Origin of the sequence: Paenibacillus sp. 2KB_22 (assembly GCF_052115745.1) — a bacterium.
In the GTDB taxonomy this organism is placed as follows: Bacteria; Bacillota; Bacilli; order Paenibacillales; family Paenibacillaceae; genus Paenibacillus.
Window position 1 is genome coordinate 680,729 of record NZ_JBFRHG010000002.1, and the last position, 24,150, is coordinate 704,878.

Below are 24,150 nucleotides of genomic sequence, written 5' to 3' on the forward strand. Positions count from 1 at the left end.
CTATTGTACCCTGTTCGCCGAAAATTACAAATTTCGACCCAACATATAATAATATCTTAGCACGAGTGAAATGTAAAAAAAAATAACCAGCATAAAGAAATTATGCTGGTAAACGGGCACTGTCACGAAATTGACAACGAAATTGTTCGCCGGACAAAACTTCCTCTCGAATCAGGATGTCGAGTGAATTGTCGAAAATTGTCCGTTGTTCTTCAAGTAACCGCTTCGTCTGTTCCATGAGTTCTTGCAATATTAATTTGTTCTCTCGCATGAGCTCCTCGGTTGTGACCATATCCATGTTCACAATCCCAAGAGAAGTCAATCCGGAAGCCATCATCGTTTGCACAACATTGGTGGCCTGATCGAAGTCATTGCGTGAACCTGTGGAACGTCCACCGTAATACATTTCCTCCGCAGCGGCTCCTCCGAGTGCAATCATGATCTGCTCTTCCAGAAAACGCTTCGTATAAAGGAATTGTTCCTGTTGCGGGTTATGACGAACATATCCGAGAGCCTGTCCACGTGGACTGAGTGCGACCTGGCTTACACTGCCTGGACGAACAAGTTCAGCCATAATGGCATGTCCCAATTCATGAATGGCAACCCTTTTCTTCTCTTCCACACTGGACTCACGGTCAGTCTTCTCACCCATCATGACTTTGTCAATAGCCAGAGACAAGTGCCGTTGTTCTATGTGCAACAGCCCATCCCGCATGGCGTATATCGCTGCTTCGTTCATCACACTTTCAAGCTGCGCACCGGAGAAACCATACGATTCTTCGGCTGTCTTCTCCAGATTAACTTCTTTCATCAGAGGTTTATTCACCGCATGCAGTTCCAGAATATGCTTTCTGCCCTTCTTGTCAGGCAAGTCCACTTGAATGTGTCGGTCAAAACGTCCTGGACGTGTCAGGGCGCTATCCAGCATTTCCTTGCGGTTTGTTGCAGCGATAACCAGTATTCTTGGCGTATCGGAAGAATAGATTCCATCCATTTCCGTTAAGAGCTGGTTCAGCGTCTGATCATACTCACGCTGTTGTCCGCCCTCACGTTTCCCCCCGATGACATCGATCTCATCGATAAATATAATGGCATTTTCTTTATTTTCCTTGGTGGCACGGGTTCTGGCGTCCTTGAACAAATCCCGAATTCTGCTGGCACCCACACCAACATACATTTCCACAAACTCACTACCCGATGCAGCTACAAAGACAGAATCGGTGTAATGGGCTGCAGCTTTGGCCATCAACGTTTTCCCTGTCCCTGGAGGGCCTGTCAGCAAGATCCCTTTTAACGGGCGAATCCCGAACTTGCGGATCTCTTCATGTTTGATGAGAAAGTCCAGTGCTTCACGCAATTCTTGCTTGGCACTGTCCTGACCACCAATTTCTTCAAAAGTAAGCTTGGAAGGTCCTTTTTTCTTCCGTTTACGTTCCTGTGCAGCGCCTACGGTAATCCCGCCACGCATTTGCATCATGAACAGCAAAGCTCCGACAAACACCGCTGCGATTAGAATCGGAACAATATTAACACCAGTAAAAGCAAGAAAAATAATCAACACGGGGATAAATCCAATGGCAACTTCTTTGGTCCACTTAGGCATTAGGCCACACTCCTATCTGACCGGGCACACGCGGCAGAATAATAAACTTGCTGGCATCTCCGTCTCTGAGACTGACATATACATTGTTGTCATCCATCGCTGTATTTACCTTTATCCCATTCGTCGCCATCTTCGACAACGTTGGTGTAATCTCGGTGTACTGTTTGTTCTCCATCGCCTGAGCTACGGTAAACATCGCATCACCCCACCAACTTTCCAGTGCTTCACTGGAATGATCCACAACATCCAACTTTAGTGAACGAGTTCCAATCAAGGTCTGTCCTTCTTTGTGAATATATTGTACCAGTCTGCCCAAATCAACATCAGGTTGCAGATCCAGTTTCAATTGTACGTCATTGCGGTTAATAGTTAATTGAACGTCATTGACTCCATCGTATTGGGTAACCATCTTTTCAATCGGATTCTGCAAAGCCACCTGACGATACACAAACCAACCTCCAAACAACACAACGGCTGAAATGACGGCAGTTAAAGCAATAGGCAATACTTTTAGCTTCAAGTGAATTACCCCTCCCAGATTTTGGCCTAACCTACTGGCTTATTGGTATATACGAATATGTGCACATTGACTCCTGCGAGAATTTCGACAGGTTTATTTGTTTTGAATGTAACTTTGAGTACATATCTGAGTATATCACATCGTATATACAATTTCGAAGGCGAAAATATGAATAAATTATTAATTTTAATTTTAACTATTTAAATCAAAACTGTTCACAGGCAACACAAAGAACCGGTTCAGTCGGATATCCGTCTGCCGGTTCTTTCATTTCTATGATTCTCTAGCTAAGTTACTCTATTGGTTCTAGCTGTTCGGGAGTGTGTAGACCAAGTCCACCTGTTCTCCATTGCTAAAACGATAAAACCGATAGTGGTTATGCGTACCGTCTTTATAATACACTTGCCACACATATATTCCATTCACAACTCCGGGCATGATTCGTTTAATCTCACCGGCAGGAACTTCGGAACTAAAGCGATTGCGTATCTGTGCTTCGGACATGCCATTCTGCAGCAGTTCACTGTGTACAGCGTTAGCACCTGTAGCAGGTTGATTGTTTGCATCGAATTTAACCCAGACCATTACATCCTGGTTATCCTTGTTTTTGCCGATCAGGGTCCAGTAGATGTTGTCAGAGCCTTCTTTATCTCCCCAGATGTATTTACGCAGTTCATCATAAGATGTAATACCCAGTTTCTGTTGTGCTACCTGTATGGCGAGCGCTTCTTCCTTACGCTGGTCCTGTGTGACATACACGTAATAACGCTGAAGTCCAATCAGAATCAGAACCAGTGCAAGCAGCGAAACCCATATCCACTTCTTTTTTTTCTTCAAAAGCCGAACTTCCTTTCCCTATGATGCTCTTCAATGCAATTAACGAGCAAGCAGACCATCAAATGCCAATTGAGACTCACGCAAAATGCGCTCTTCATCCAGCGTCAGACATTCGCCATGTTTGACCACTTGTTTCCCATCCACCCATACGTGCTCCACATCTTTGGCAGAGGCCGAATAGATCGTATGTGAGATCAGGTCTGTATGTGGGTAGAAGTGTGCCTGTTCAATGTCCAGGGCGATGAAATCAGCCTTCATGCCTACCTGAAGCGCTCCGGTATTGTTCAGGAAGATGGATTTAGCACCATATGAAGTTCCGAGTAGTAACGCTTCGCCCGCTGGCACTGCCGTCGGATCACCAGACACACCTTTGTGGATCAATGCAGCCAGTCTCATTTCCTCAAACATATCCAGATTGTTGTTGCTTGCCGGTCCGTCTGTTCCGAGTGACACGGTAACTCCTGCTTTCAGCAACGCAGGTACCCGCGCAACACCGGAAGCGAGTTTCAGGTTACTTCCCGGGTTATGGGATACAGCCACATCATGGCGGGCCAAAATTTCAATCTCTTCATCATTCAGATGGACCGCATGTGCAACCAGGGATGGACGGGAGAAAAAGCCCAGTTTCTCCAGATGTGCCACAGGACGCAGTCCGTAGTCTGTAACGTTCTGCTCCACTTCACGCAGCGTTTCCGACATATGTGTATGCAGAGGAAGGTTAAGGTCATTTGCGACCTGTACAAGCTTCTCTATGTAGTCAGGAGGGCATGTATATGGTGCGTGTGGCGAGATTACGGTTGTGATGCGACCATCTGCTTGTCCATTCCACTCACGTGCAAACGCTGCCGACTCCTCCAGCTTCCGCAATTGCTCTTCTTCCGAACACAGCCCGATTACACCACGTGCCAGTGCTGCTCTAACGCCGGATTGTTCCACAACTTTGGCAACTTGATCCATGTGATCATACATGTCCAGGAAAGCTGTAGTTCCGCCTTTCAACATTTCAAGCACGGATAGCGAGGTTCCCCAATATACGTCTTGTGAAGTCATTTTCGCTTCCATCGGCCACATTTTTTCTTGCAACCATACTTGCAACGCAAGATCGTCTCCGTGCCCTCTGAGCAACGACATCGCTGCATGACCATGCGTATTGATCAGACCCGGCAGGAAGAACAATCCTTTTCCATCCACTTTGGTACAATTTTCGTCTCCATCCGGCAATGTCTCACCAATATGCACAATCTTGTCATTCTCGACAACCATGTATCCATGAACCACATTCCATGTTGTACCTTCATTAACAGCAAATTTGCCGTTGTGAATTACCCATCTATTTGTTGTCATCTTCCTCGTCGTCCTTTCCAGTCTCCAAGTAATAGGCCAAACTAAGCAGATCCGTTGTAAAGTCAGCATGGTGAATGCGGATATGTGGCGGTGTTTTTAGAATGGTTGGTGCAAAATTAAGAATCGCTTCGATTCCGGATTCAATAAGCTGATCGGCTACATTTTGAGCTTCCGTATCCGGAACTGTAATAATCCCGATGCGGATGTTATCCGTCTTAACCGATTCCGTCAATTCATTCATTGGTTTTACCGTCAAACTGTTGATTTGACTACCAATCTTCGGTCCATATGCATCGAATACAGCAACAATCTTCATGTTGTCTTTCAGATATGCGTTGTAGTTGGACAAGGCCTGTCCGAGGTTACCCGCGCCTACCAGAGCTACATTAATTTGCTGATCAATTTTGAGAATGTGACGAATTTTCTCGATCAAATAGGATACATCATACCCGATCCCTTTTCGACCAAAATCACCGAAGTAAGCCAGGTCTTTTCGAATTTGGGCCGGATTCAGATCCAGCCTCTGTCCAAGCTCTTGAGAAGAAACAGTAGCCACCTCACGCTGATGCAACTCGTTCAAATAGCGCAAGTATACAGGCAGACGTCGTACCACCGCTTCCGAAATTTTATCCGATTTCATTCTTGCTCCCCCTTACCAATGCCACGATAAAATAATAGATGAAAAGATGAGCATTCTGTATAAACTCCAAGATAGACGTGACATTTTATACAGAATGCTCCTTGTAATTTAGGTTATAAGTTCTTACGTGCAACTGCTTTAATCGGAAACGGAAATATCTAATAAAGTTTAACGCCAAACGATAGTGTCATGCAATGATATAACGAACAAAACAACCATTATTCTTGTTCATTAACAGGTTTTTCTAACCACTCGGTAATTCGTGGAACCATCTGCTCCGTGAGCATATGCTCCATTTTGGGACCAGGTAATGAATATAAAAAGAATTTGCCATAGTACGCTTCGATCACACGTGTATCATAAACAATGACAATACCTCTGTCCTTCGCAGTACGCACCAATCGGCCAAATCCTTGCTTGAAACGAATGACCGCTTGCGGCACAGACAGTTTCATGAATGGATTTTTCTTTTGCTCCTGGAGCAACTCACTCTTGGCTTCCACCAACGGATGATTCGGCGGCTGGAAAGGCAGGCGCACAATAGCAAGACAGGTCAGTGCTTCTCCCGGGATATCTACACCCTCCCAGAAGCTGCTTGTGCCCAAGAGTACCGTAGCTTTGGCATCCTGGAACCTACGAGTCAACTTGGAGCGGCTTCCACTGTCCACACCTTGGCCCAACAACGAGATGTCGTTACCAGACAGTGCCTCCTTCAGCGGATCATAGACCTGTCGCAGCATCTTGTATGAAGTAAACAGAACCATCATGCGTCCACGCGTGGCAATTGCGGTCTCTGCGAGTGATTGCACCAGCATATTGACAAAGTGCGCATCACCCACACTGCCTTTCACACTTGGGAAATCACGGGGAATCACTAGAAGTGCCTGATCGCGATAATTGAAAGGTGATGGAAGCATCGACGTTAACAGCCGATTATTCTCGGAGGCTTCCTGTAAGCCAAGCTGCTCAATCATGAACTGGAATGACTTATCTACAGATAGCGTAGCCGAGGTAAGCACAACACTTTTCTTTTTATCAAAGAACAAATCCTTCAGTTGTGCACTTACATCTACAGGTACGGCATACAGTTGAAGAGATTTACTGCGGAACTGACCGCTGGCTTCCATCCAGTACACCGTTTTGGCATCATCCATACGCATGAAGAATCGCAGATTCTCCTTCAATGTGGTCAGATCTTTCAGCAATCCTGTAATGTCCGTAATCAGACTATCCGATTGATAATCATCCTGATCCTCTTTCACCTCAAGCAGCAATTTATCCCCTTTGCGAACCAAATCCCCCAGAGTCACATAGATCTGGTTCTCCAGATCCTGCAACTCCTGCCATTTCGCAGGTTTCTGAGATGCCTTCAGGCGCAGGGAAAATTGCCCTGTCTCTCCCGGTGAAGCATCACTTCGTTCAGGCAACAGACCGAACAAGGCATCGCTCATACGATCCCACAGTTCCTTAACCTCGACAGCTAGCGGGAACATCTGATCCACCATGGAGCCCCATTGCACCGAATTTTCATGCCCGGATAACTGCGAACGAAGCATAGGCAATTGTCCATTACGACTGTCTTTAAACAGACGGGTCAGGGTATGAACCAACGTGAAATATTTCATATGCATTCCAAGATGTTTACCAGCTACATCCTCCAGATGATGGGCCTCATCGATCACAAGACTCTCATAGGCTGGCAACAGCTGATGCGCTGCTTTGACATCCGTAAACAGTTTGGAGTGATTGGTAATTACGATATCAGACAACCCGGCCTCATGTTTGGCGCGATGATAGAAACATTTGCGGAACCATGGGCAGGATCTTCCCAGACAGGACTCGGATTCGCTCTGTACCGTCTCCCAGAAGTCGCCTCCGCGTCCGCTAAGGTTAAGCTCCTCATCATCTCCAGTTTCGGTCTGAGTAAGCCACACGATCATCTGAGCGGCTGTGAAATAATCCTCTTTGGGTGTGGCGAATTCACGTTTATTGATTTTGTGCTCGAATTTGCGCAGGCACAGGTAATGTCCACGTCCCTTGAAGACAGCAGCCTTAAACGGAAACGGAACCACTTGGGTCAGCATTGGAATGTCCCGCTCTCTCAATTGCTCCTGCAGATTGATCGTATGCGTGCTGACCATGACTTTCTGTTCTTGTTTCACACTTTCGTAAATCGCTGGCAACAGATAACCCAGAGATTTACCGGTACCCGTTCCAGCTTCGATCAAGAGATGTTTCTCTTCATCCAGAGCTTGCCTTACACTGCTGAACATCTGAGTCTGCGCTTCACGCTCTTCGTAATGATCCAGCGTATCCTTCAGGTTCTCCCGAACCTGGTCCATAAACTGTTCGAAGCTTACACCATCGAGGGGGTTACCCTCCCGCTCATCACGTGGTGCACCAATATCGGTCCAATCACTTACATTAAGAGCAAGCTGCCGATAATAGGTATGTCCGTCCAGATCCTGAATCGGCTCTGCTTCCTTCTCACTGCGCATCCCGTCCAAGAACCAACCCAAGTCACTGTCTTCTGGTGCGAACAGGTCACTGAGCCGCTGAATCGTTATGAGCGGTAATTCCTCTAACTCATCCAGACACTTGAGCAGCACATAGGCTGTCGCCAGTGCGTCACTGTCGGCCTGATGAGGGCGATCATGTTGAAATCCAAATTCAGAAGACACATAACCGAGTTGATAAGAACCCAGTGATGGGAACGTAATCTTCAGAAAATCAATTGTATCCAGAATACGTCCAGTGAACGGCAGATAACCACAACGGTCAAGTGCATTCTGCAAAAAGTGAAAATCAAAAGCTACGTTGTGTCCAACAAGAACCACATCGTTAAGCAGCGGAACCATCTCCATCATCATCTCTTCGAGTGAAGGAGCGTCCGCCACATCTTCATCGGTAATACCCGTTAACCCCGAAATAAACGGAGGAATCGGGACACCAGGGTTCACATAAGAACTATATATTTGAGTTATGCTGAAGTCATGATCTATGATGGCAAGTCCGGCTTGTATAATCTCACCGTCGGACTGCGTGCCGGTTGTTTCGAAATCCAATACGGCAAATTTCATTGCAATATACGGTCCCTTCCATTCCAGTCTATGTTACAGCATAGCAAAAAAAAGGGGATTTGAAAATTAACTGACAAAAAAGCGGTGTCCCCGCCGCTATGCCAAAGGAGGGAACACCGTTTTTTGTCGCCGAATTCCCCGCTTAATGAAGGGTCGTCAGCTGATTAGCATATTGCAATTTTCCCCTGTTCAACCTGCATGCTTCCATGTTGTACAGTGGTTCGGTCAATGTCGGGTCATACTGAAGGGCCTGTGCAAAGAGTGAACATGCAGCCTCCGGATTCGCAAGCTTGGCTTGAATACAGCCCAGGGCATTACATACAAGCCCCTTCAAGCGAGGTGAACCCTCAAGGTACATGATCTGCTGCAAATGTGTCCCTGCTTCCGCCATTTGTTCCAGATTCAGATATGCGAGTGCCAGGTAAAAACGAGTCAATGCACTCTCCGGATGGTCGGTCACAACCCGGGAGAACTGCAAGATCGCCTGCGGATACATCTGTAATTTGAAATAGCCCTGTCCTCGACTGAAACATTCCAGATGGAGTTCAGGCAGAGCGGTAACAGCTTCCTGTTCCGGTTCAAGGGAAGCAGGCTTATACATCTCCCGCTCCCTCACCTGACTCATCTTTTCTTCAAACATCAGCCATTCATCCAGCATTCCGTCACTCATCCGCTTAAGCAAGTTCCACTTTTGCAGCAATTCTTGTTTGTTCAGACCTTCAGCGGAAGGATAGCTCTTGATAATTTCATCTAACATGTCGTTCATTTCTGCGAAAACATGCTGGAACATCGTTGCATCCCCACCCTTGAAAAAATGGATTAGTGCAGTGACCTGTACTCATTTTTTGCTTCAAGGGCCGATTTCATTCTCCTTACCAGTCGATTACATAATTGTTGCGTGGACTTCCTGCTTCATGGTTTGTACCGGCTTATTCTGTCCATCTACAAATACAACGGTTGGTTTGTGAGTATTTGCCTCTTCTTGCGACATCATGGCATAAGAAATGATAATGACGTTGTCTCCAGGTTGCACCAGGCGTGCAGCTGCGCCGTTTAGACAGATAACCCCGCTTCCGCGCGGTCCTGGAATCACATAAGTTTCCAGACGTGCACCATTGTTGTTGTTCACAATTTGCACTTTCTCGTTTTCCATCAAGTCGGATGTTTCCATCAAGTCTTCATCTATGGTAATGCTACCCACATAGTTCAAGTTGGCTTCCGTTACCGTAGCCCGGTGAATTTTGGATTTCATAAGTGTTCTAAACATGGGACAGTACCTCCGATTTTTGCAACCTTATATTGTCAATCAATCTTGTTTTTCCGAATTTCACCGCAAGTGCAATGAGCAGATCGTCACGTCCTTGAACTTCTTCCTGATCTGCGAGCGGCTCCAGACTTGGAAAAGCCTGAATCTCAGCGTAGTCGATCACTGCAAGCGATGAGGTTGCAATCTGCTCGCGCAGAATACGACGGATATCTGCGGCGTTTATAGCTATACCCGTATCTGCGGCTTCCTGAGCTGCGCGCAGTGCCTTCGACAGAACCAACGCCTGTGTACGCTGTTCTGCGCTAAGATAGACATTACGTGAACTGAGAGCAAGACCATCCTCTTCGCGAACAATCGGACAGGGAACAATTTCTACAGGCATATTCAAATCATTCACCATCTGTTGAATGACCGCAACCTGCTGAGCGTCTTTCATACCAAAAAATGCACGCTGTGGCTGTACGATGTTGAAAAGCTTGGAGACTACAGTCGTTACTCCGTTAAAATGTCCTGGCCGGGAAGCGCCACATAGGCGCTCAGTCAATTGTGAAACAGATACCGTTGTCTGCGTTGCCTGTGGATACATCTCTTCAACTGAGGGAATAAATACGATATCCACTCCTTGTGAGCGTGCTGTTTCCACATCTCTGGCTTCATCCCGCGGATAACTGTCAAAATCTTCATTAGGGCCAAATTGAATCGGATTAACGAATATGCTTAATACCACGATATCGCTCTGTTGTCTGGCTGCTTGCATCAAGCTTGCATGACCTTGATGTAGATAACCCATTGTCGGTACCAGACCTACAACGGACGCATTGGATCGAATCACTTGACGCTTCAAGCTTAGCTCCTGTCTTAACTCTGCGATTGTCCGTAATACTTTCATGAGTTACTTCCCACCTTTTCCTTGCGTTGTCCATACAATTGATCCAGAACACCATCCGCAGCATTGAATACATGCTCTTCGGCCGGGAACGAACGATCTTTAACTTCTTTCACGTAAGCTTCGATGCTGGTTCTGATTAATGTACCCACATCTCCATAGGTTTTGACAAAACGTTTGGGCGTATACGGAGAGGCGTACTGAACCACATCGTGGAATACCAGTACCTGACCGTCACAGCCTCGTCCTGCACCAATCCCGATGGTAGGGATGGACAGTTCCTCCGAGATCGCCCGTGCAACTTCTTCCGTAACCAGTTCAAGCACAATGCCGAACGCGCCTGCAGCTTCCAAAGCTTTGGCTTCGTCCATCAGACGTTTCGCATCCGCTGCATCCTTGCCCTGAATGCGGTAACCACCAATCTGATTAACCGATTGAGGTGTCAGACCGATATGTCCAAGAACAGGCACGCCTGCTTGCACAACGGCTCTGACGGTGTCCGCAATCTCGACTCCGCCTTCCATTTTAACCGCATGGGCATGCCCCTCTTGCATCAGTCGACGTACGCCCTTAAGCGTCTCATCCACACTGCCATGATAAGTCATAAAAGGCATATCAGCCACGATAAACGTTTTCTCAGCCCCGCGCACTACGGAACGTGTATGGTACACCATGTCGTCGATGGTCACCGGAAGCGTTGAGTTATAACCCAGCACTACATTGCCAAGTGAATCGCCAACCAGGATCAGATCGATACCTGCTTCCTCTGCGAGGAGCGCAGTAGGATAATCGTAAGCCGTGATCATGCTAAGCGGCACGCCATCCTGCTTGTATTTTTTCATTTTCACAATATTCATCGCTTGTTTGTTCGCCATTTTCTCTCATGGCTCCTTTCTTCTTTTCAAATAAAACGCAACAAAAAAACCTTTTAGTTTTCCACTAAAAAGTCCCGAAAAGTCAAAAAAGAGTCACTTGCGATCGTCCCTTCTGTCTCGGTCCTCTTCGGCTCAGAGCAGAATCCAACAACTCACTTAAACGTATTTCATTCTTGCACAGCGGTCTGCTTATATAAAACACATCAAAGCAGAACAAAGGTTACTGTTACGGGAGTGCAATTCGGTCTGCATTAGCCGATATCGCCTCACGAACACAGTATACCAAAGTTCTGCTCAAACTTCACGTCTTATGTTCATCTTACCAGTAAAATTCGACAAATTGTTTACGATTTCCAGGAAATCTCACCAGAGATGACTAGTGCATGTTCTCCATCGTGTTTCTCCACAAGGAGTGCTCCTGAAGGGTCCAGACCGATTGCCTTCCCCTCAATGACACCCTGAGGATTCGTCACTGTAATCTCTCGATTTAACGATACGGACAGGGCCTCCCATAGAGCTGAGATCACACCGAATCCTTCTTTTTGATACAAAAAATATAACTGTTCCAGCTCGGTTAAAATGGCAGCAGTGAGCTTGGTACGATCAACGGGTTGCCCCGTCTCCATCTTGAGCGAAGTAGCTATCGTTGTCAGATCTTCCGGATAATCCTCGGGATCAAAATTCACGTCAACGCCTATACCTGCAATACAGTATCTGACTTCATGATCTTCCACCGTGGATTCAAGCAATATGCCACATACCTTGCGTCCATCAATCAACAGATCATTGGGCCATTTGATGCCTGCATCAGCGCCTGTACAAGTTCGAACGGCACGACATACAGCCACTCCTGTTAATAAAGTGAGCTGTGGCGTATGCTGAAGCGGTAGATCAGGACGCAACAGGACACTCATCCAGATTCCTTTACCCGGAGGAGAGAACCACTGTCGACCGAAACGGCCTCGTCCTCCTGTTTGTTCTTCCGCAATGACCACAGCACCTTCAGCTTGCCCCTGTTCAGCCAGCTTCAGAACATCCCCTTGCGTAGACAAGGTCGAGGTCAACAGAACAGCCTTACGGCCAAATATGGTTGTATCCAGTGCCAATTGGAGGGCAGTGGCGTCAATGCTGTCCGGCTTCGTTACCAGACGGTATCCTTTGCGGGATACAGCTTCAAACTCATATCCCATGTCTCGCAACTTGTTCACATGTTTCCACACAGCAGTCCGACTGATGGACAGATTACGACTAATCTCTTCACCCGATACGAATCGTCCTTCTGCATTTAATAACATATGTAACAGATCTTCATGCTTGGTCATCTTGAACCACCCGCTTCACTTCTGCACTTAGCGCTTCATGCTGATTCGCTATCGTTCCAATCGCCGTTTCTCTTAACAAATGTTTCATCAGTTGACCCAGCCAAGGCCCGCCTTTGCGCTGCACCATTTGTAACACTTGTTCCCCTGTGATGTCCAATTCTTTCAAGTCATGCACAGGGATTGATTGACTCCATTCGACTGCCAGTTCTTGAACCAAAACAACCTGCATTTCTGCCTGTTCGGGCTGGTTCCGCCAGCCTGTTGGCAGTAGGGACTGTATTCGAAGCCAATCATCCGCAGCCTGAACACCACATGCCAGAACAGTAACGATCCAATCGGAACGGAGACTAACCGTATCCTTCTGCTCCTGAACGGAAGTATGAATCAACTGCTCCACCTGAAGGACCCCTGTTATATGAGAACGATGTTCATTAGAGAATGTCCACTGACGTAATAATACGTCTGCTTCGTCCTTGCTATAACCGCCAGCAATCAGAATGAGTGACCAACGGAGCAACACATGCTCACCTGACAGCTGTTCCAGATTAGATAACAACATCTTGTTGAATCGGGCCGAGCTTACCGGCGCTTTGATATGCGCAAGCGCATTACTTCTGTATAACAGTTCCAGCCCTCTTAATGGATGGGGTCCCGACATCATTTTTACCATCTCGGTCCGTACCCGTTCCATCGCTATATGTTGAAGCAGGTCCTTCTGCCTTACTAGACCTTTCCACGTATTATGAGCAATTTCGAAATCGAATACCGATGCAAACCGGACACAGCGGAGCATCCGGAGTGCATCTTCACCAAATCGTTCCATCGCAGAACCTACACATCTGACTCGCTCTTCCTTGATATCTGTCTGTCCACCGAACGGGTCAACGATTGTCCCAGTGACGTCCATGGCAAGAGCGTTCATCGTGAAGTCACGCCGCTGTAAATCTTCCTTGATATCCTGAACAAATTGAACCGCAGCAGGTCTGCGGTTATCCTGATATTCGGATTCTGTTCGAAACGTGGTAACTTCAAAGTAATAACCGCCTGAACGAACAGTAACCGTTCCGTGTTGCAAACCTGTAGGAATGCAGTCGTCGAACAATTCCATGACTTGCTGGGGAGAAGCAGATGTCGTGATATCCATATCGTCTACAACTCGTTCCAGTAATTCGTCACGAACACAACCGCCTACCCAATATGCCTTGTAGCCATGTTTGTTTAAAGTTGTGAGTACATTCTCACTTTGAATTGCCATTTCACGATCAACCTGTGTCCATTGAACCACCACATATCACCTCTTCTCTTGCCTGTCGTGGTATGCACAGTATAATTTCTTCAAACCAATTTGATTAACCGCAAACCGGCTTCAAGTTCGGAACTTCCCTTCCCAGCACCCGGTAATAAATCTGTTCATATTCATGCCGAATGGCATCATTGCAAAAGTCATGATGTGCGCGCTGAAGACACGCTTCCCTGAACTCCGCAGCCAAACGATCATCTGTTAACAAACGGATGGTGTTCTCGGCCATCGATTGTGTATCCCCGATCGCGGATAAGAATCCCGTCTTACCATGTAAGACCAATTCCGGAATTCCTCCGGCCTGTGAACCGATCGTGGGTACGCCGCAAGCCATTGCTTCGAGCGCCACAAGTCCGAAACTTTCCTTCTCCGATGGAAGCATCAACACGTCAGCCATGGAGATCACCTGGGCAATATCATCCTGCTTACCAAGGAAATGAACCTTATCATTTAAGCCGAGATCATTAATCTTCCATTGCATCTTCGGCAAATCAGGCCCTTCTCCTACAAATAGCAGTTTCGCCGGAACCTGCTCCTGTACCTGACGGAATACCTCCACCACATCCTGAGTTCTCTTCACCGGTCGGAAGTTGGAAATGTGCATTAATATTTTTTCTTCGGGCGCAGCAAAGTCTCTTCGCAGACTGGCTGCATCCCGCGGATAATATATTCGTTTGTCAATAAAATTATAGGTTAGATCGATTGGACGCTGAATATCCAGCAATTCGACCGTTTCCCGAATCAAATCTTTGGATACCGCAGTGACCGCGTCACTTTCGTTAATGGCAAGTCGAATAAGATCCTTCAGAGATTCATCCTGAGCCAGAACCGTAATATCCGTTCCATGTAACGTCGTAACTACTTTCAGGCCGTCCCCTACCATCTGTTTCGCGAGAAAGGCACATACCGCGTGTGGTACGGCATAATGAACATGCAGCAGATCCAGCTGCTGAGACTTGGCCACCTGAGCCATCTTCGTTGCCAATGACAGATCATACGGAGGGTAACGGAAAACATAATAATCATTGACTTCAACTTCGTGATAAAAAATATTCTTCTGGAACGTACCCAGTCTGAACGGAATACTGTTGGCAATAAAATGAACCTGATGCCCCTGTTCGGCAAGCAATTTGCCCAGCTCCGTTGCAACAACGCCAGACCCGCCGAGGGACGGATAACAGGTGATGCCGATTTTTAGCTTTTTATCCATCCGATGGACGCTCCTTTGATCTCCCGCTTCATGCAGGTTGATATAATGAAACATGTTAATGAAACGATTACTCTCATTAACACGTAAAAAATGAAATCGTTTATTGGGCACTCGGGCCAAATTGATGAACCACGTAAGGTGTAATTGTAGCAAAACCTTCTGCAAACGGGATGAGACTGCGTTGTCCGAGCAAGGAATCACGGGCTCTTACACGTTCAATATACCCCTGATTCAATGGCGTCGAGACCGCTCCATCTCCCAGTTCGAATTGGGAACGATAAGATAGCAATGAAGTTTCTTTTTGCTCATAGTGTTCCGTAATATCTACAATCAAATCCGTAGGTCCAATGTCATTAATAAAGTAAAAATAAAGTTCCTTCACCTGCACAGCAGGCATATCCGGCATATAGTTCCGAAGCTTGGCATTAAAAACAGCCTCCTGCACAAGCTTACTGCAATTGACATGATCCGGATGACGATCTTCCCAATAGGGAGCAAATACCATTCGAGGGGCATGACGCCGGATCTCAGCCGTTACTGCCTGTACATGTTCAGGAGTAAGATACAAACCACGGTCAGGAAGCCCCAGATTCGTGCGACACGAAAGACCGAGGACGCGGGAGGCTTGCTCCGCTTCCTCGGTTCTGCGCTCTACTGTTCCGTTGGAAGACATCTCAGCACGAGTCAGATCACACACGCCTACTTTCAAGCCAGCAGCGGTATGTTTGGCAATCGTTCCACCCATACCAATCTCCGCATCGTCCGCATGTGCTCCAAAGATGAGAATATCCAGACTCATTCGGAATCACCCGAATTCAATCCAGCCTCCGGCTTGTATTTATGTACGAGCTCTCTCCAAGCAAAATCGCCACGATCCAGAGCCTTAACCAAAATTTCAGCGGTTGCGATATTCGTAGCAAGGGGAATTCCCTGCACATCACAAAGGCGTAACAACGCATTGATATCCGGCTCATGAGGTTGTGCCATCAGTGGATCTCGCAGGAAAATAATCAGATCCATCTCATTTTGCGCAACCAAAGCTCCAATCTGCTGATCTCCGCCCAATGGGCCTGATTCGAATCGATGAATCTTCAGAGATGTTCCTTCCATAATACGAAGGCCTGTCGTTCCTGTAGAATATAATTGATGGTCCGTAAAAACAGGCTCATATGCCGTCACGAAATTAACCATCTCTTCTTTTTTACGATCATGGGCGATAAATGCTATTTTCAACATGACAATCTCCTTTAGTCGATAAAGTGGTCAAATCCGTAGATCATTCCTGTATATTCCATAACCTTTTGCACACCAATCTTAACACCAGGCATATAACCTGCTCGCTCGTAGGAGTCATGCCGAATTTTGAGTGACTGTCCATAGTCACCGAAAACTACTTCCTGCTGCGCGAATACGCCAGGCAATCGTACACTGTGAATTCGGAAGCCGTTGTAATAACCGCCGCGTGATCCTTCTATGGTTTCTTCCTCATTCGGGTTACCCTGACGAAGTTCTTCCCGATTGGCAGCAATCAGTTCAGCCGTTTTGATCGCTGTTCCGGAAGGAGCATCCAGCTTCTGATCCCCGTGATATTCGATAATCTCCACATTCGGCATATGTTTGGCAGCCTGTGCTGCGAATCGCATCATCAGAATGGCACCGATCGAGAAGTTAGGGGCAATAAGCCCTCCAATTCCTTTGTCCTGGCATTGCTTGTCCAACTGTTCAATCTGCTCCGGCGTAAAGCCGGTAACACCCATGACAGGTCTAACTCCATGACGAATCGCGATCTCGGTATGTGTAAACGCATATTGCGGCACTGTAAAATCAACCATAACCTGAGGTTTTGTTTCGGCAAACGCCATTTCGATATCATCAGTCACCAGCACCCCACACTCTGGTAAACCAACAAGGGTTCCTGCATCCGTGCCTGCTCCGGAGCGGTTGACAGCCGCTGCAAGCTCCAATTCCGGGTCCTGAAGTACCAATTTCACAACTTCACGGCCCATTCGGCCAGCCGCTCCGATCACGGCAACTCTGATTACTTCACTCATATTGACTGCATCTCCTCGCTATGTTGGTTCATATCGTTGAATCCATTTCAACTAGAATGAAATCTTTCCAAAATGAATTCTTATTGAATGGATTTCATACGTTGCTTGATTTCCTGTAACATTTGATGCAGTTGCCCATTCTGCGGGTCCAGCAAGATTGCCTCACGCAGCGCCTGAATTGCATAGTCAAATTCATTCAAATCACTATATGCCAGCGCAAGCATAACATGCGCTTCCACGGAGAGCGGATCAAGTTTGACCGCTTCTTGCAGAATCGTTGACGCTTCCACATAGCGCTCCTGTGTTGCAATACCCGCCTGCTCCAACAGCAACTTCGCTCTGGAGGTCAATTGTTTCGCTTCCAAAGTCTGCAGATGTAAAATATACTCTTCTGTTCCTGGCGACAATTCAACCGCCTTACGTGCATATTCTAGCGCCGGAACAAGATGTTTGCTGCGGGCGTGGGTAATGGAACAGCGATAATATAACTCCGCATGTTTGGGATGAGCGTGAATGGCTGACTCGAACCAACGAATCGCCTGCTCAAAATCATTTTGCAATATACAGCGGTAAGCCTGCTGCATATATTCTTCCGGTTTCATCATTAAGCTGACCCTCCCCGATCGGGTGATGGTACAGCATATGTAATCTACGCCTAATCGGTGTTTTTGGGAGTCCACCGATTGGCATCGCGGGTGTTAAATTTATGCATGACTTTGTCGTGCGCCTCAGCCAAATCAATACCGAGTGAGTTCGCAAAACAAATCGTGATAAATAAAATATCTCCAAGCTCAAGTTCAATGGAATTGGCTGCTTCGGAAGATTTCTTCGGCTTCTCGCCGAACTCATGATTCACTTCCCTGGCAAGCTCCCCAACCTCTTCAGACATCCGGGCCAACATGGCCAGAGGACTGAAATATCCCTCCTTGAACTGGGAGATATACTGATCAACCTCACGCTGCATTTCTGCGATGCTTTTCTCCATGAGAACGGATTCTCCTTTTGAAATGATGTCGTATTTGTTCCTAATAATATCAGTTATTTAGATTCACTTCCACCATCATCAGCGACAAATCATTTTTAAAGAATCAATAAACAGGTATACTAGGATGGGAATGATTGCTTCTTCATTCTAATTTATATACAGCGAGGGATCTTATGAGCACTGCCAAAACCTGGGTTCAAGTTAAACTGGTACTTCCCATCCTGCTGGGTACAGCCTTATATGCCTTTGGGCTCCTCTATTTCATTATCCCTAACCAACTTATGGAAGGTGGCCTCACCGGGGTTACCGTGCTGATTAATTATGCCTTCGGCATCTCACCTTCACTAACGACCTTGATTCTTAATGTCCCCCTATTTCTGATCGGGCTCAAAATTTTGGGCGGCAGACAGATGATCTATACAGGTATCGGAATCGGGGCATTGACCGTTTTTCTATGGTTGTTTGAGAAGTTGATTCATCTGGGCTGGATTGAACCATTACATACCGAGAATGACCTCCTGTTAGCAGCATTATATGCAGGTGTTACCCTTGGAGCCGGTCTTGGCATCGTATTTCGTTGGGGTGGAACGACGGGCGGTTCAGACATCATTGCTCGTATTCTCAATCGCAAGTATGGGTGGAGTATGGGGCGAGTATTACTGGGCATCGATTTTGTCATTATCGGGCTCTCTCTCATCTACATCCCCAAAGAAAAAATTCTGTACACGCTCGTAGCTGTATTCATCGCTTCCAAAGTCATCGACTTTATTCAGGAAGGTGCATATTCTGCCCGGGCATTTATGATCATTAGTGACCATGCACCCGAGATTGCGGATCAGATCACACGGGATATGGATCGTGGCGTTACTCTCATTCCAGCTATTGGCGCGTACTCTAAACAGGCCAAACACATGGCCTACTGTGTGATATCCAGGCAAGAGTTCAGGCGTCTGCAGACCATTGTACGTTCCATTGACCCCAGAGCTTTTGTCATCATCAGCGATGTTCACGATGTACATGGCGAAGGTTTCAAAGAAAGCTGACGTACTACACAACTACAAGAAAACCTCTTTCCACATGAAGAGCCGTTACCGTGGCTGTTTATGCGAAAGAGGTCTTTTTTTTAAAAAAAATATACCACGATCACGTTTATATCCAATTAGCGCCGAAAAGGAAAAATTCCCTGCTGCTGTGCACGATATTTACGATATCCGGCGTAACTTAGCGTGGCCACAATGACCGAACTTATGAGCAGCCCGGCTGCCCTGCGGTCAGGGCCTTGTACAAACGGTACAAAGGCACTCTCGTCCTTCTCGCGACCAAATAACTGGTTCACCAGTTCCTCCCCATGACCCACCATGCTCCTTAACTGAGCCAGATCAGGCTGCTTTGCAGCGGTAAGCCCTTTGGTATGTGATAACCAAGCGTCCATCTGAGCAATTTCATACGGTTCACGGCGAATCAGTGCCGCAGGACGAATCGTCTCATAATGCTCCTCCAGAACGGTGTAGCGATTTGCCAGTACGGCCGCAGTTTGCCCTTGATCTGTAGCAGCAGATAAAGCGTCCAGATCGTTTTTCACGATTTTATAATACTGAAGCCATAAAGGCTTGGTTGGATTTGCGAGACTATCTGCTGCAAGTCTGAGTTTGGCAGAGGACTGCTGAAGAGAAGCATCGTCATTTTTCACCTTCACAACGGCTTGTTTCACTTCAACTACGGTTTCGGACAAGGCGTGAATGCCCTCGACTGTTGTTTGTCCCTCAAAGGAAATATGCTCCAAACTTTTACTGATGCGCAGAATGCTTCCTCGCACTTCTTCAATATTGTTCTCGAGCGCCTGACGATACAATATGGCTGCTTCCTCATTAAGTTGTGCAATTGAATTGCTTGTGGACACTTGTTGATCTGACATCGAATCCAGTCCTTCACTTTGCGCGGTTACACGATATGCTAAGTTCGTCCAAAGCAGCAGAGCCATGAACGATACCACCAATAAGCCAGTTTTGATCCCCAACGTTCTCTTCATGGACATCCCTCCCACCACCAATGTATGGCGGGGGACAGTTCGTTAGAACAAGCAGAAGAGGATTCCGTACCCTACTCGACTTGTGACAGTTCATTTAGAAAACGATACCTAAACCTGTTACATTATTTCCGCTTTTTTTGAATGGAATAGTTCATACTCTGCCCATCGAAAAAATTCGATCTTCACATTCATTTTGCAATCCAGAATCGAGCTGTCAAACGCATCTTTCAAAAGGGTGAATGTTCCATCCGCATAGTCAGCTGTCGTTTCTAACATAAACAGCAGAATGTGAACACATTTTGGACACAAAAAAAGCCGCTACAATAGCGACTTTTCATGAAACGAGTTATTATTTCTCCAAAGTATGAGATCAGGTACGTCTTGCCTGTCTTAAGGCTAGCCACGCGCACAGAATGCTCACCAGTGTTAGTCCGAATGTGAAATTACGTACACCATCTACATGATCATAGAGGGAACCGGGTAACCAAGGGTAAATATCATATGTATAATCCATTGTATCGTTCAACAGCGTCCAGAGACCTGCAACGACAAGGGCAGCCCATCGGAAGCCGAAAAAGCGTACATATATAAGAGCTTCAATCGCCATTGCACTATGCGAAGCAATCAACATCCAGTCTTGCCAGTGCTGTGTGCCGCCTTGCATCCAGCCAGCGAAAATAATGGATACGGCCCACACGCCATATTTCACAGATGTGACCACAGCAAGCGCCTGAATCACATGTCCGATCCGTTTGATAACAATGGACCGTGGTGGGTACAAGATCCATAGCAATGCTAAAGTAAAAAACAAACTCGCTGTTGGACTATCTGGCACAAATACGATCTGCCACACCGGCTGCTCAGCCAGCGTCAATTTCATTTGCTCTCCGTACCAGATGTATCCGTATACCGTTCCTACCGCATTACACCAAAATAATAGCCACAGGAAATAACGATTGGTCAGAAATTCCCTGCTCCAGAAATACGATAAAGCCACATTCCCTGCCCCTTCCTTCATCATATATTGCGCACGATACAGTGCTGTCCAAAAAACACTTCAAAAAAACCTGACCGCATAAACGATCAGGTTTCATTGGTTATTTCGATTTTACTGTTCTGCTTTCTGTTTCGCAAGCCATTCGGTCAGATGAGTAATCTCTTCATCCGTTACACCTTGAGCAATCGCTTGATCGTACATCGCAGGCATCTCGTTGTAGCCTTCTTTGATAATAGTCAGAATCTCTTCCTGACTGTGCTTGTCACCTACACCCCGAAGTGAAGGTCCACTTGCGCCCTTCATATCAGCCGCATGGCAGCCAATACATCCAGCCTTTTTGTACGTTTCCATTGCAGGATCATCCTGTTCCACGATCGCAACTTCTTCTTGCTGTCCAGGTGCATTGGAAACTGGTGGGAGCCCCGCTTCACGCCTCTCCAGCGCTTCTTCTTCACGTTGAATATGTTCAGGCTTCTGTCCACTTGCTTCCAACTCATGCTCGTAGTGTGTCCACGCTACATTCGTCAGGTAGAATACAGAAATGACCGACAAAATCATCAGTGATGAAGCAATGGGGCGCTTATAGAAACGCCGCTCCTTGCCTGTGTCCAGGAATGGTGCCAGCAGCAAAGCTCCAAAAGCGACTCCGCTGACCCCCAGTACCCCGAGCAAAACGTAATCGCCCGATGCGTATGGATACTTCAAGTACTGATATAGAAAAAGGAAGTACCAGTCCGGCATGGGAATAACGGATGCGCTTGGATTGGCCGGATATCCCAAAGGTGCAGGTTCTGAGATCGTTAGTACCAGAATCCCCACCAATACAACGACACCAACCATCCATTCTTTCAGCAGGAAGTTAGGAATAAAGGCTTCTGATTTGCCGGGATACGCCGTGTAATCAGGAGGGGTAATGAATCCCGCCCCTTTACGAACCCGTGAATCACCGACAAAGATAACCTTTTCCTCATCATCCTTCTTATGTCCGTGAGCCATTGCAATTCCTCCCTTCTCAGTTTATAGTGGTCCCGAAATGCCCTGTCTGCGGATCATGATAAAGTGTCCGACCAGAAGCACCAGAAGCACAGCGGGGAGGAAGAATACGTGCAGGGCAAAGAATCGGGTTAGTGTCTGTGCACCAACAATCGTACCGCCTTGCAGGAATTCTTTAATAATCGGTCCCAACCAAGGAACCGTATTGGCAATCTCCAGTGTTACTTTTGTTGCAAAATAGGCTTTGTTATCCCATGGCAACAAGTACCCTGTCAGACCCAGGCCCAACATGATGAAAAAGATCAGCATGCCGACAACCCAGTTCATTTCACGCGGTGCCTTGTAAGAGCCTGTAAAGAACACACGCATCGTATGTAAGAACATCATTACGATAACCAGACTGGCTCCCCAGTGGTGCATGCCGCGAACAATTTGGCCGAAGGCTACTTTGGTCTGCAGATACTCCACACTTGCGTAGGCATTGATAATATCAGGTACGTAATACATGGTCAGGAACATGCCTGACAGAATCTGAATAACAGTAATAAAGAACGTCAATCCACCAAAGCAGTACACGAATGCGGAAAAGTGATGAGCCGGATTTACATGCTCTGGAACTTCATGATCCGCAACGTCCCGCCAGATTGGCGTGATGTCAAGACGCTCGTCAATCCAGTCATAGACATTTTTAAACATCTGCGTTCACGCCTCCTAATTCACTCGGGTGTTCGGAACAATGTCGCCCAGATATACCCAACCCTGCTCTTCCTTGACTACGTACTCATCCAGCGGTTTGGGGGCTACGGCAAGATTCTTCCCTTCCTTGTCATAGTGCGCGCCATGGCAGGGGCAATGATACTCGTCAGGGTACTGCTTGTCACTATTCCAGCCTACTGTACATCCCAGATGTTTACAGATAGGTGAGAGTGCATAAATTTTACCCTGCTCGTCTTTGCGAATCCACGCCACTAACGATGCATTACTCAGATACCAACCATCCTGTTGTTTAAGTTCAAAGGTGAATTCTTGAGGCTCATTCGTAATTTTGCTGATTTCAGCTACTTTGACAGAGGTGCCTTCTCCCTTATGTTGCAAAATCGGGTCCACCGCAAAACGGACCATAGGAAGGATTGCACCGGCGGCCATGTAGGCTGTAGCTCCACCAAGCGTGTAGGTCAAAAACTGCCTGCGTGACATCTCCATGCGGCTTGGCAATTTCAATGAAGCTTCGTGGTGGTCATGCTCACTGCTCATACTGTCTCCAACCCCCTTTTTCAGCCAACTCTCTCAAACGTTTTCATTTTCATAAATTCCACGACTTACTAGAACATACATAATCATATAGTAGCCCTAGAACACCGTCAAGAATTTGTCACACATTTTTAAGGTTCAATTGTAAGCGTTATTAAAAAAAATGTTGGTAAATTGTCACATTTGTCGTCAAAAACTATTTTTTCCACAACTCTCGTATCTTTTCCCCTACAAATCTCGCAATCCCCTCTTCTCCGACCTCATGAGTTAACACGGACCGACTCAAAACCAGATCAGCATATGGAATGTCCACTTCATTCAAATGACCATCTGATGACATCATAACCACATATTTGAATCCTGAAGATTTAAGCTGTGCGGACAAGGAATTTAATGTCATTGACAATTCCGAATTGGCATAATGTAAGGCTGGATAAGTCATGATTCGCCCTTTGAAAGGAATTTCGACCATGTCCAGAAAATCTCTCAGCCGCTCCAATGCCTCGGTAACTTCAACTGGCGACTGCTCGCCGCTAAGAGCTGTGTATGGAATAAGGCATGTATCCAGATAGAGTTGCAGTTCAGCCCAGCTGTCTTGAGTCATCTCACTGAATTTCAATTCCCTATATCCCCTCTCTATCCATTTTATTCCCATATTATATATGACCATATCTTATAAATCCAGACATTCATTTCGGAATTTCACATATCAAAAAAGGAAACACGCATCTGCGCATTCCCTTTTATCTCAGAAAGGATCTATTTTGTCTATCAGTTTATGGTCCTCAGTTCATCCGTCAGACTCCGGAAAGCTACTTCGTCTCCGGTAGCTAACGCTTTATCGATTTCCAAATAGAGCTTCTCGCTGCGCTGTTTGCGAAGCGCTTCGTCCCACACCATCTCAGCTGCCAGCCCCAACATGACTTCATACGTAACTTTCATTTTATCCAATAGGATGCA

The 24,150-nt window shown here is 46.6% G+C and carries 26 protein-coding genes; 1 reads left to right on the forward strand and 25 read right to left on the reverse strand.

The window, feature by feature from the left end; all coding sequences use genetic code 11:
• Window positions 1–100 precede the first annotated feature (100 nt).
• The 18 genes from AB4111_RS13925 to AB4111_RS14010 all read right to left on the reverse strand — a co-directional run bounded on the left by AB4111_RS13925 (window position 101) and on the right by AB4111_RS14010 (window position 17,920).
• Complete coding sequence (locus AB4111_RS13925; protein WP_442032083.1) at window positions 101–1,603, reverse strand: AAA family ATPase; 1,503 nt, start codon at window positions 1,601–1,603, stop codon at window positions 101–103.
• Window positions 1,596–2,123 carry a hypothetical protein gene (locus AB4111_RS13930; protein ID WP_253438514.1) on the reverse strand — a complete coding sequence of 176 codons (528 nt, stop codon included), beginning with the start codon at window positions 2,121–2,123 and terminating at the stop codon, window positions 1,596–1,598. The genes AB4111_RS13925 and AB4111_RS13930 overlap by 8 nt, the downstream gene beginning before the upstream one ends.
• A 306-nt stretch (window positions 2,124–2,429) precedes the next feature.
• Window positions 2,430–2,960, reverse strand: a complete 531-nt coding sequence (locus AB4111_RS13935; RefSeq protein ID WP_442032084.1) for a cell wall elongation regulator TseB-like domain-containing protein — start codon at window positions 2,958–2,960, stop codon at window positions 2,430–2,432.
• Window positions 2,961–2,999: 39 nt separating this feature from the next.
• Window positions 3,000–4,304, reverse strand: a complete 1,305-nt coding sequence (locus AB4111_RS13940; protein WP_253438520.1) for an amidohydrolase — start codon at window positions 4,302–4,304, stop codon at window positions 3,000–3,002.
• Window positions 4,291–4,944 carry a redox-sensing transcriptional repressor Rex gene (locus AB4111_RS13945; RefSeq protein ID WP_442032085.1) on the reverse strand — a complete coding sequence of 218 codons (654 nt, stop codon included), beginning with the start codon at window positions 4,942–4,944 and terminating at the stop codon, window positions 4,291–4,293. The genes AB4111_RS13940 and AB4111_RS13945 overlap by 14 nt, the downstream gene beginning before the upstream one ends.
• Window positions 4,945–5,162: 218 nt before the next feature.
• On the reverse strand, window positions 5,163–8,024 hold the full coding sequence (dinG, locus tag AB4111_RS13950) for an ATP-dependent DNA helicase DinG (protein WP_442032086.1): 2,862 nt from the start codon (window positions 8,022–8,024) through the stop codon (window positions 5,163–5,165).
• Window positions 8,025–8,166: 142 nt separating this feature from the next.
• Window positions 8,167–8,814 (reverse strand): hypothetical protein, encoded by a 648-nt coding sequence (locus AB4111_RS13955; RefSeq protein WP_442032087.1) that lies wholly within the window; start codon window positions 8,812–8,814, stop codon window positions 8,167–8,169.
• A gap of 93 nt (window positions 8,815–8,907) precedes the next feature.
• Window positions 8,908–9,291 carry an aspartate 1-decarboxylase gene (gene panD, locus AB4111_RS13960; RefSeq protein WP_017687742.1) on the reverse strand — a complete coding sequence of 128 codons (384 nt, stop codon included), beginning with the start codon at window positions 9,289–9,291 and terminating at the stop codon, window positions 8,908–8,910.
• On the reverse strand, window positions 9,284–10,180 hold the full coding sequence (panC, locus tag AB4111_RS13965; RefSeq protein ID WP_442032088.1) for a pantoate--beta-alanine ligase: 897 nt from the start codon (window positions 10,178–10,180) through the stop codon (window positions 9,284–9,286). The genes panD and panC overlap by 8 nt, the downstream gene beginning before the upstream one ends.
• Entirely contained in the window at window positions 10,177–11,052 is an 876-nt protein-coding gene (gene panB / locus AB4111_RS13970) for a 3-methyl-2-oxobutanoate hydroxymethyltransferase (protein ID WP_339307347.1), read from the reverse strand. The genes panC and panB overlap by 4 nt, the downstream gene beginning before the upstream one ends.
• A gap of 344 nt (window positions 11,053–11,396) precedes the next feature.
• On the reverse strand, window positions 11,397–12,374 hold the full coding sequence (locus tag AB4111_RS13975) for a biotin--[acetyl-CoA-carboxylase] ligase (RefSeq protein WP_442032089.1): 978 nt from the start codon (window positions 12,372–12,374) through the stop codon (window positions 11,397–11,399).
• On the reverse strand, window positions 12,361–13,659 hold the full coding sequence (locus AB4111_RS13980; RefSeq protein ID WP_442032090.1) for a CCA tRNA nucleotidyltransferase: 1,299 nt from the start codon (window positions 13,657–13,659) through the stop codon (window positions 12,361–12,363). The genes AB4111_RS13975 and AB4111_RS13980 overlap by 14 nt, the downstream gene beginning before the upstream one ends.
• A gap of 64 nt (window positions 13,660–13,723) precedes the next feature.
• Entirely contained in the window at window positions 13,724–14,884 is a 1,161-nt protein-coding gene (bshA, locus tag AB4111_RS13985; RefSeq protein ID WP_253438545.1) for an N-acetyl-alpha-D-glucosaminyl L-malate synthase BshA, read from the reverse strand.
• A gap of 100 nt (window positions 14,885–14,984) precedes the next feature.
• Window positions 14,985–15,683, reverse strand: a complete 699-nt coding sequence (gene bshB1 / locus AB4111_RS13990; RefSeq protein ID WP_339235157.1) for a bacillithiol biosynthesis deacetylase BshB1 — start codon at window positions 15,681–15,683, stop codon at window positions 14,985–14,987.
• The gene (gene mgsA, locus AB4111_RS13995; protein WP_017687735.1) at window positions 15,680–16,120 is read right to left on the reverse strand and encodes a methylglyoxal synthase; all 441 of its coding nucleotides are present in this window, start codon (window positions 16,118–16,120) and stop codon (window positions 15,680–15,682) included. The genes bshB1 and mgsA overlap by 4 nt, the downstream gene beginning before the upstream one ends.
• Window positions 16,121–16,131: 11 nt before the next feature.
• The gene (dapB, locus tag AB4111_RS14000) at window positions 16,132–16,935 is read right to left on the reverse strand and encodes a 4-hydroxy-tetrahydrodipicolinate reductase (protein WP_017687734.1); all 804 of its coding nucleotides are present in this window, start codon (window positions 16,933–16,935) and stop codon (window positions 16,132–16,134) included.
• 80 nt (window positions 16,936–17,015) lie between these two features.
• On the reverse strand, window positions 17,016–17,540 hold the full coding sequence (locus AB4111_RS14005; protein ID WP_253438552.1) for a tetratricopeptide repeat protein: 525 nt from the start codon (window positions 17,538–17,540) through the stop codon (window positions 17,016–17,018).
• A 50-nt stretch (window positions 17,541–17,590) separates the two neighbouring features.
• Window positions 17,591–17,920: a nucleotide pyrophosphohydrolase gene (locus AB4111_RS14010; protein ID WP_017687732.1), complete on the reverse strand. Its 330-nt coding sequence runs from the start codon at window positions 17,918–17,920 to the stop codon at window positions 17,591–17,593.
• Window positions 17,921–18,093: 173 nt separating this feature from the next.
• Between AB4111_RS14010 and AB4111_RS14015 the strand changes: the two genes are divergently transcribed.
• The gene (locus AB4111_RS14015; RefSeq protein ID WP_253438555.1) at window positions 18,094–18,963 is read left to right on the forward strand and encodes a YitT family protein; all 870 of its coding nucleotides are present in this window, start codon (window positions 18,094–18,096) and stop codon (window positions 18,961–18,963) included.
• Between the two features lie 116 nt (window positions 18,964–19,079).
• Here the strand turns inward: AB4111_RS14015 and AB4111_RS14020 are convergent, their stop codons facing one another.
• From AB4111_RS14020 to AB4111_RS14050, 7 genes are all read right to left on the reverse strand, one after another.
• A complete protein-coding gene (locus AB4111_RS14020; protein ID WP_442032091.1) occupies window positions 19,080–19,949 on the reverse strand; it encodes a sporulation protein YpjB in 870 nt (289 codons plus the stop codon).
• A gap of 370 nt (window positions 19,950–20,319) precedes the next feature.
• Window positions 20,320–20,946: a DUF1405 domain-containing protein gene (locus tag AB4111_RS14025; RefSeq protein WP_253438561.1), complete on the reverse strand. Its 627-nt coding sequence runs from the start codon at window positions 20,944–20,946 to the stop codon at window positions 20,320–20,322.
• 111 nt (window positions 20,947–21,057) lie between these two features.
• Window positions 21,058–21,942 carry a menaquinol-cytochrome c reductase cytochrome b/c subunit gene (locus AB4111_RS14030; protein ID WP_253438564.1) on the reverse strand — a complete coding sequence of 295 codons (885 nt, stop codon included), beginning with the start codon at window positions 21,940–21,942 and terminating at the stop codon, window positions 21,058–21,060.
• Window positions 21,943–21,963: 21 nt separating this feature from the next.
• Window positions 21,964–22,635: a menaquinol-cytochrome c reductase cytochrome b subunit gene (gene qcrB / locus AB4111_RS14035; RefSeq protein ID WP_442032092.1), complete on the reverse strand. Its 672-nt coding sequence runs from the start codon at window positions 22,633–22,635 to the stop codon at window positions 21,964–21,966.
• Window positions 22,636–22,650: 15 nt separating this feature from the next.
• A complete protein-coding gene (locus AB4111_RS14040; RefSeq protein ID WP_017687725.1) occupies window positions 22,651–23,193 on the reverse strand; it encodes a ubiquinol-cytochrome c reductase iron-sulfur subunit in 543 nt (180 codons plus the stop codon).
• A 193-nt stretch (window positions 23,194–23,386) separates the two neighbouring features.
• The gene (locus AB4111_RS14045) at window positions 23,387–23,809 is read right to left on the reverse strand and encodes a DUF2487 family protein (RefSeq protein WP_442032093.1); all 423 of its coding nucleotides are present in this window, start codon (window positions 23,807–23,809) and stop codon (window positions 23,387–23,389) included.
• Between the two features lie 152 nt (window positions 23,810–23,961).
• Window positions 23,962–24,141 (reverse strand): IDEAL domain-containing protein, encoded by a 180-nt coding sequence (locus AB4111_RS14050; RefSeq protein WP_017687723.1) that lies wholly within the window; start codon window positions 24,139–24,141, stop codon window positions 23,962–23,964.
• Between the last annotated feature and the right edge of the window lie 9 nt (window positions 24,142–24,150).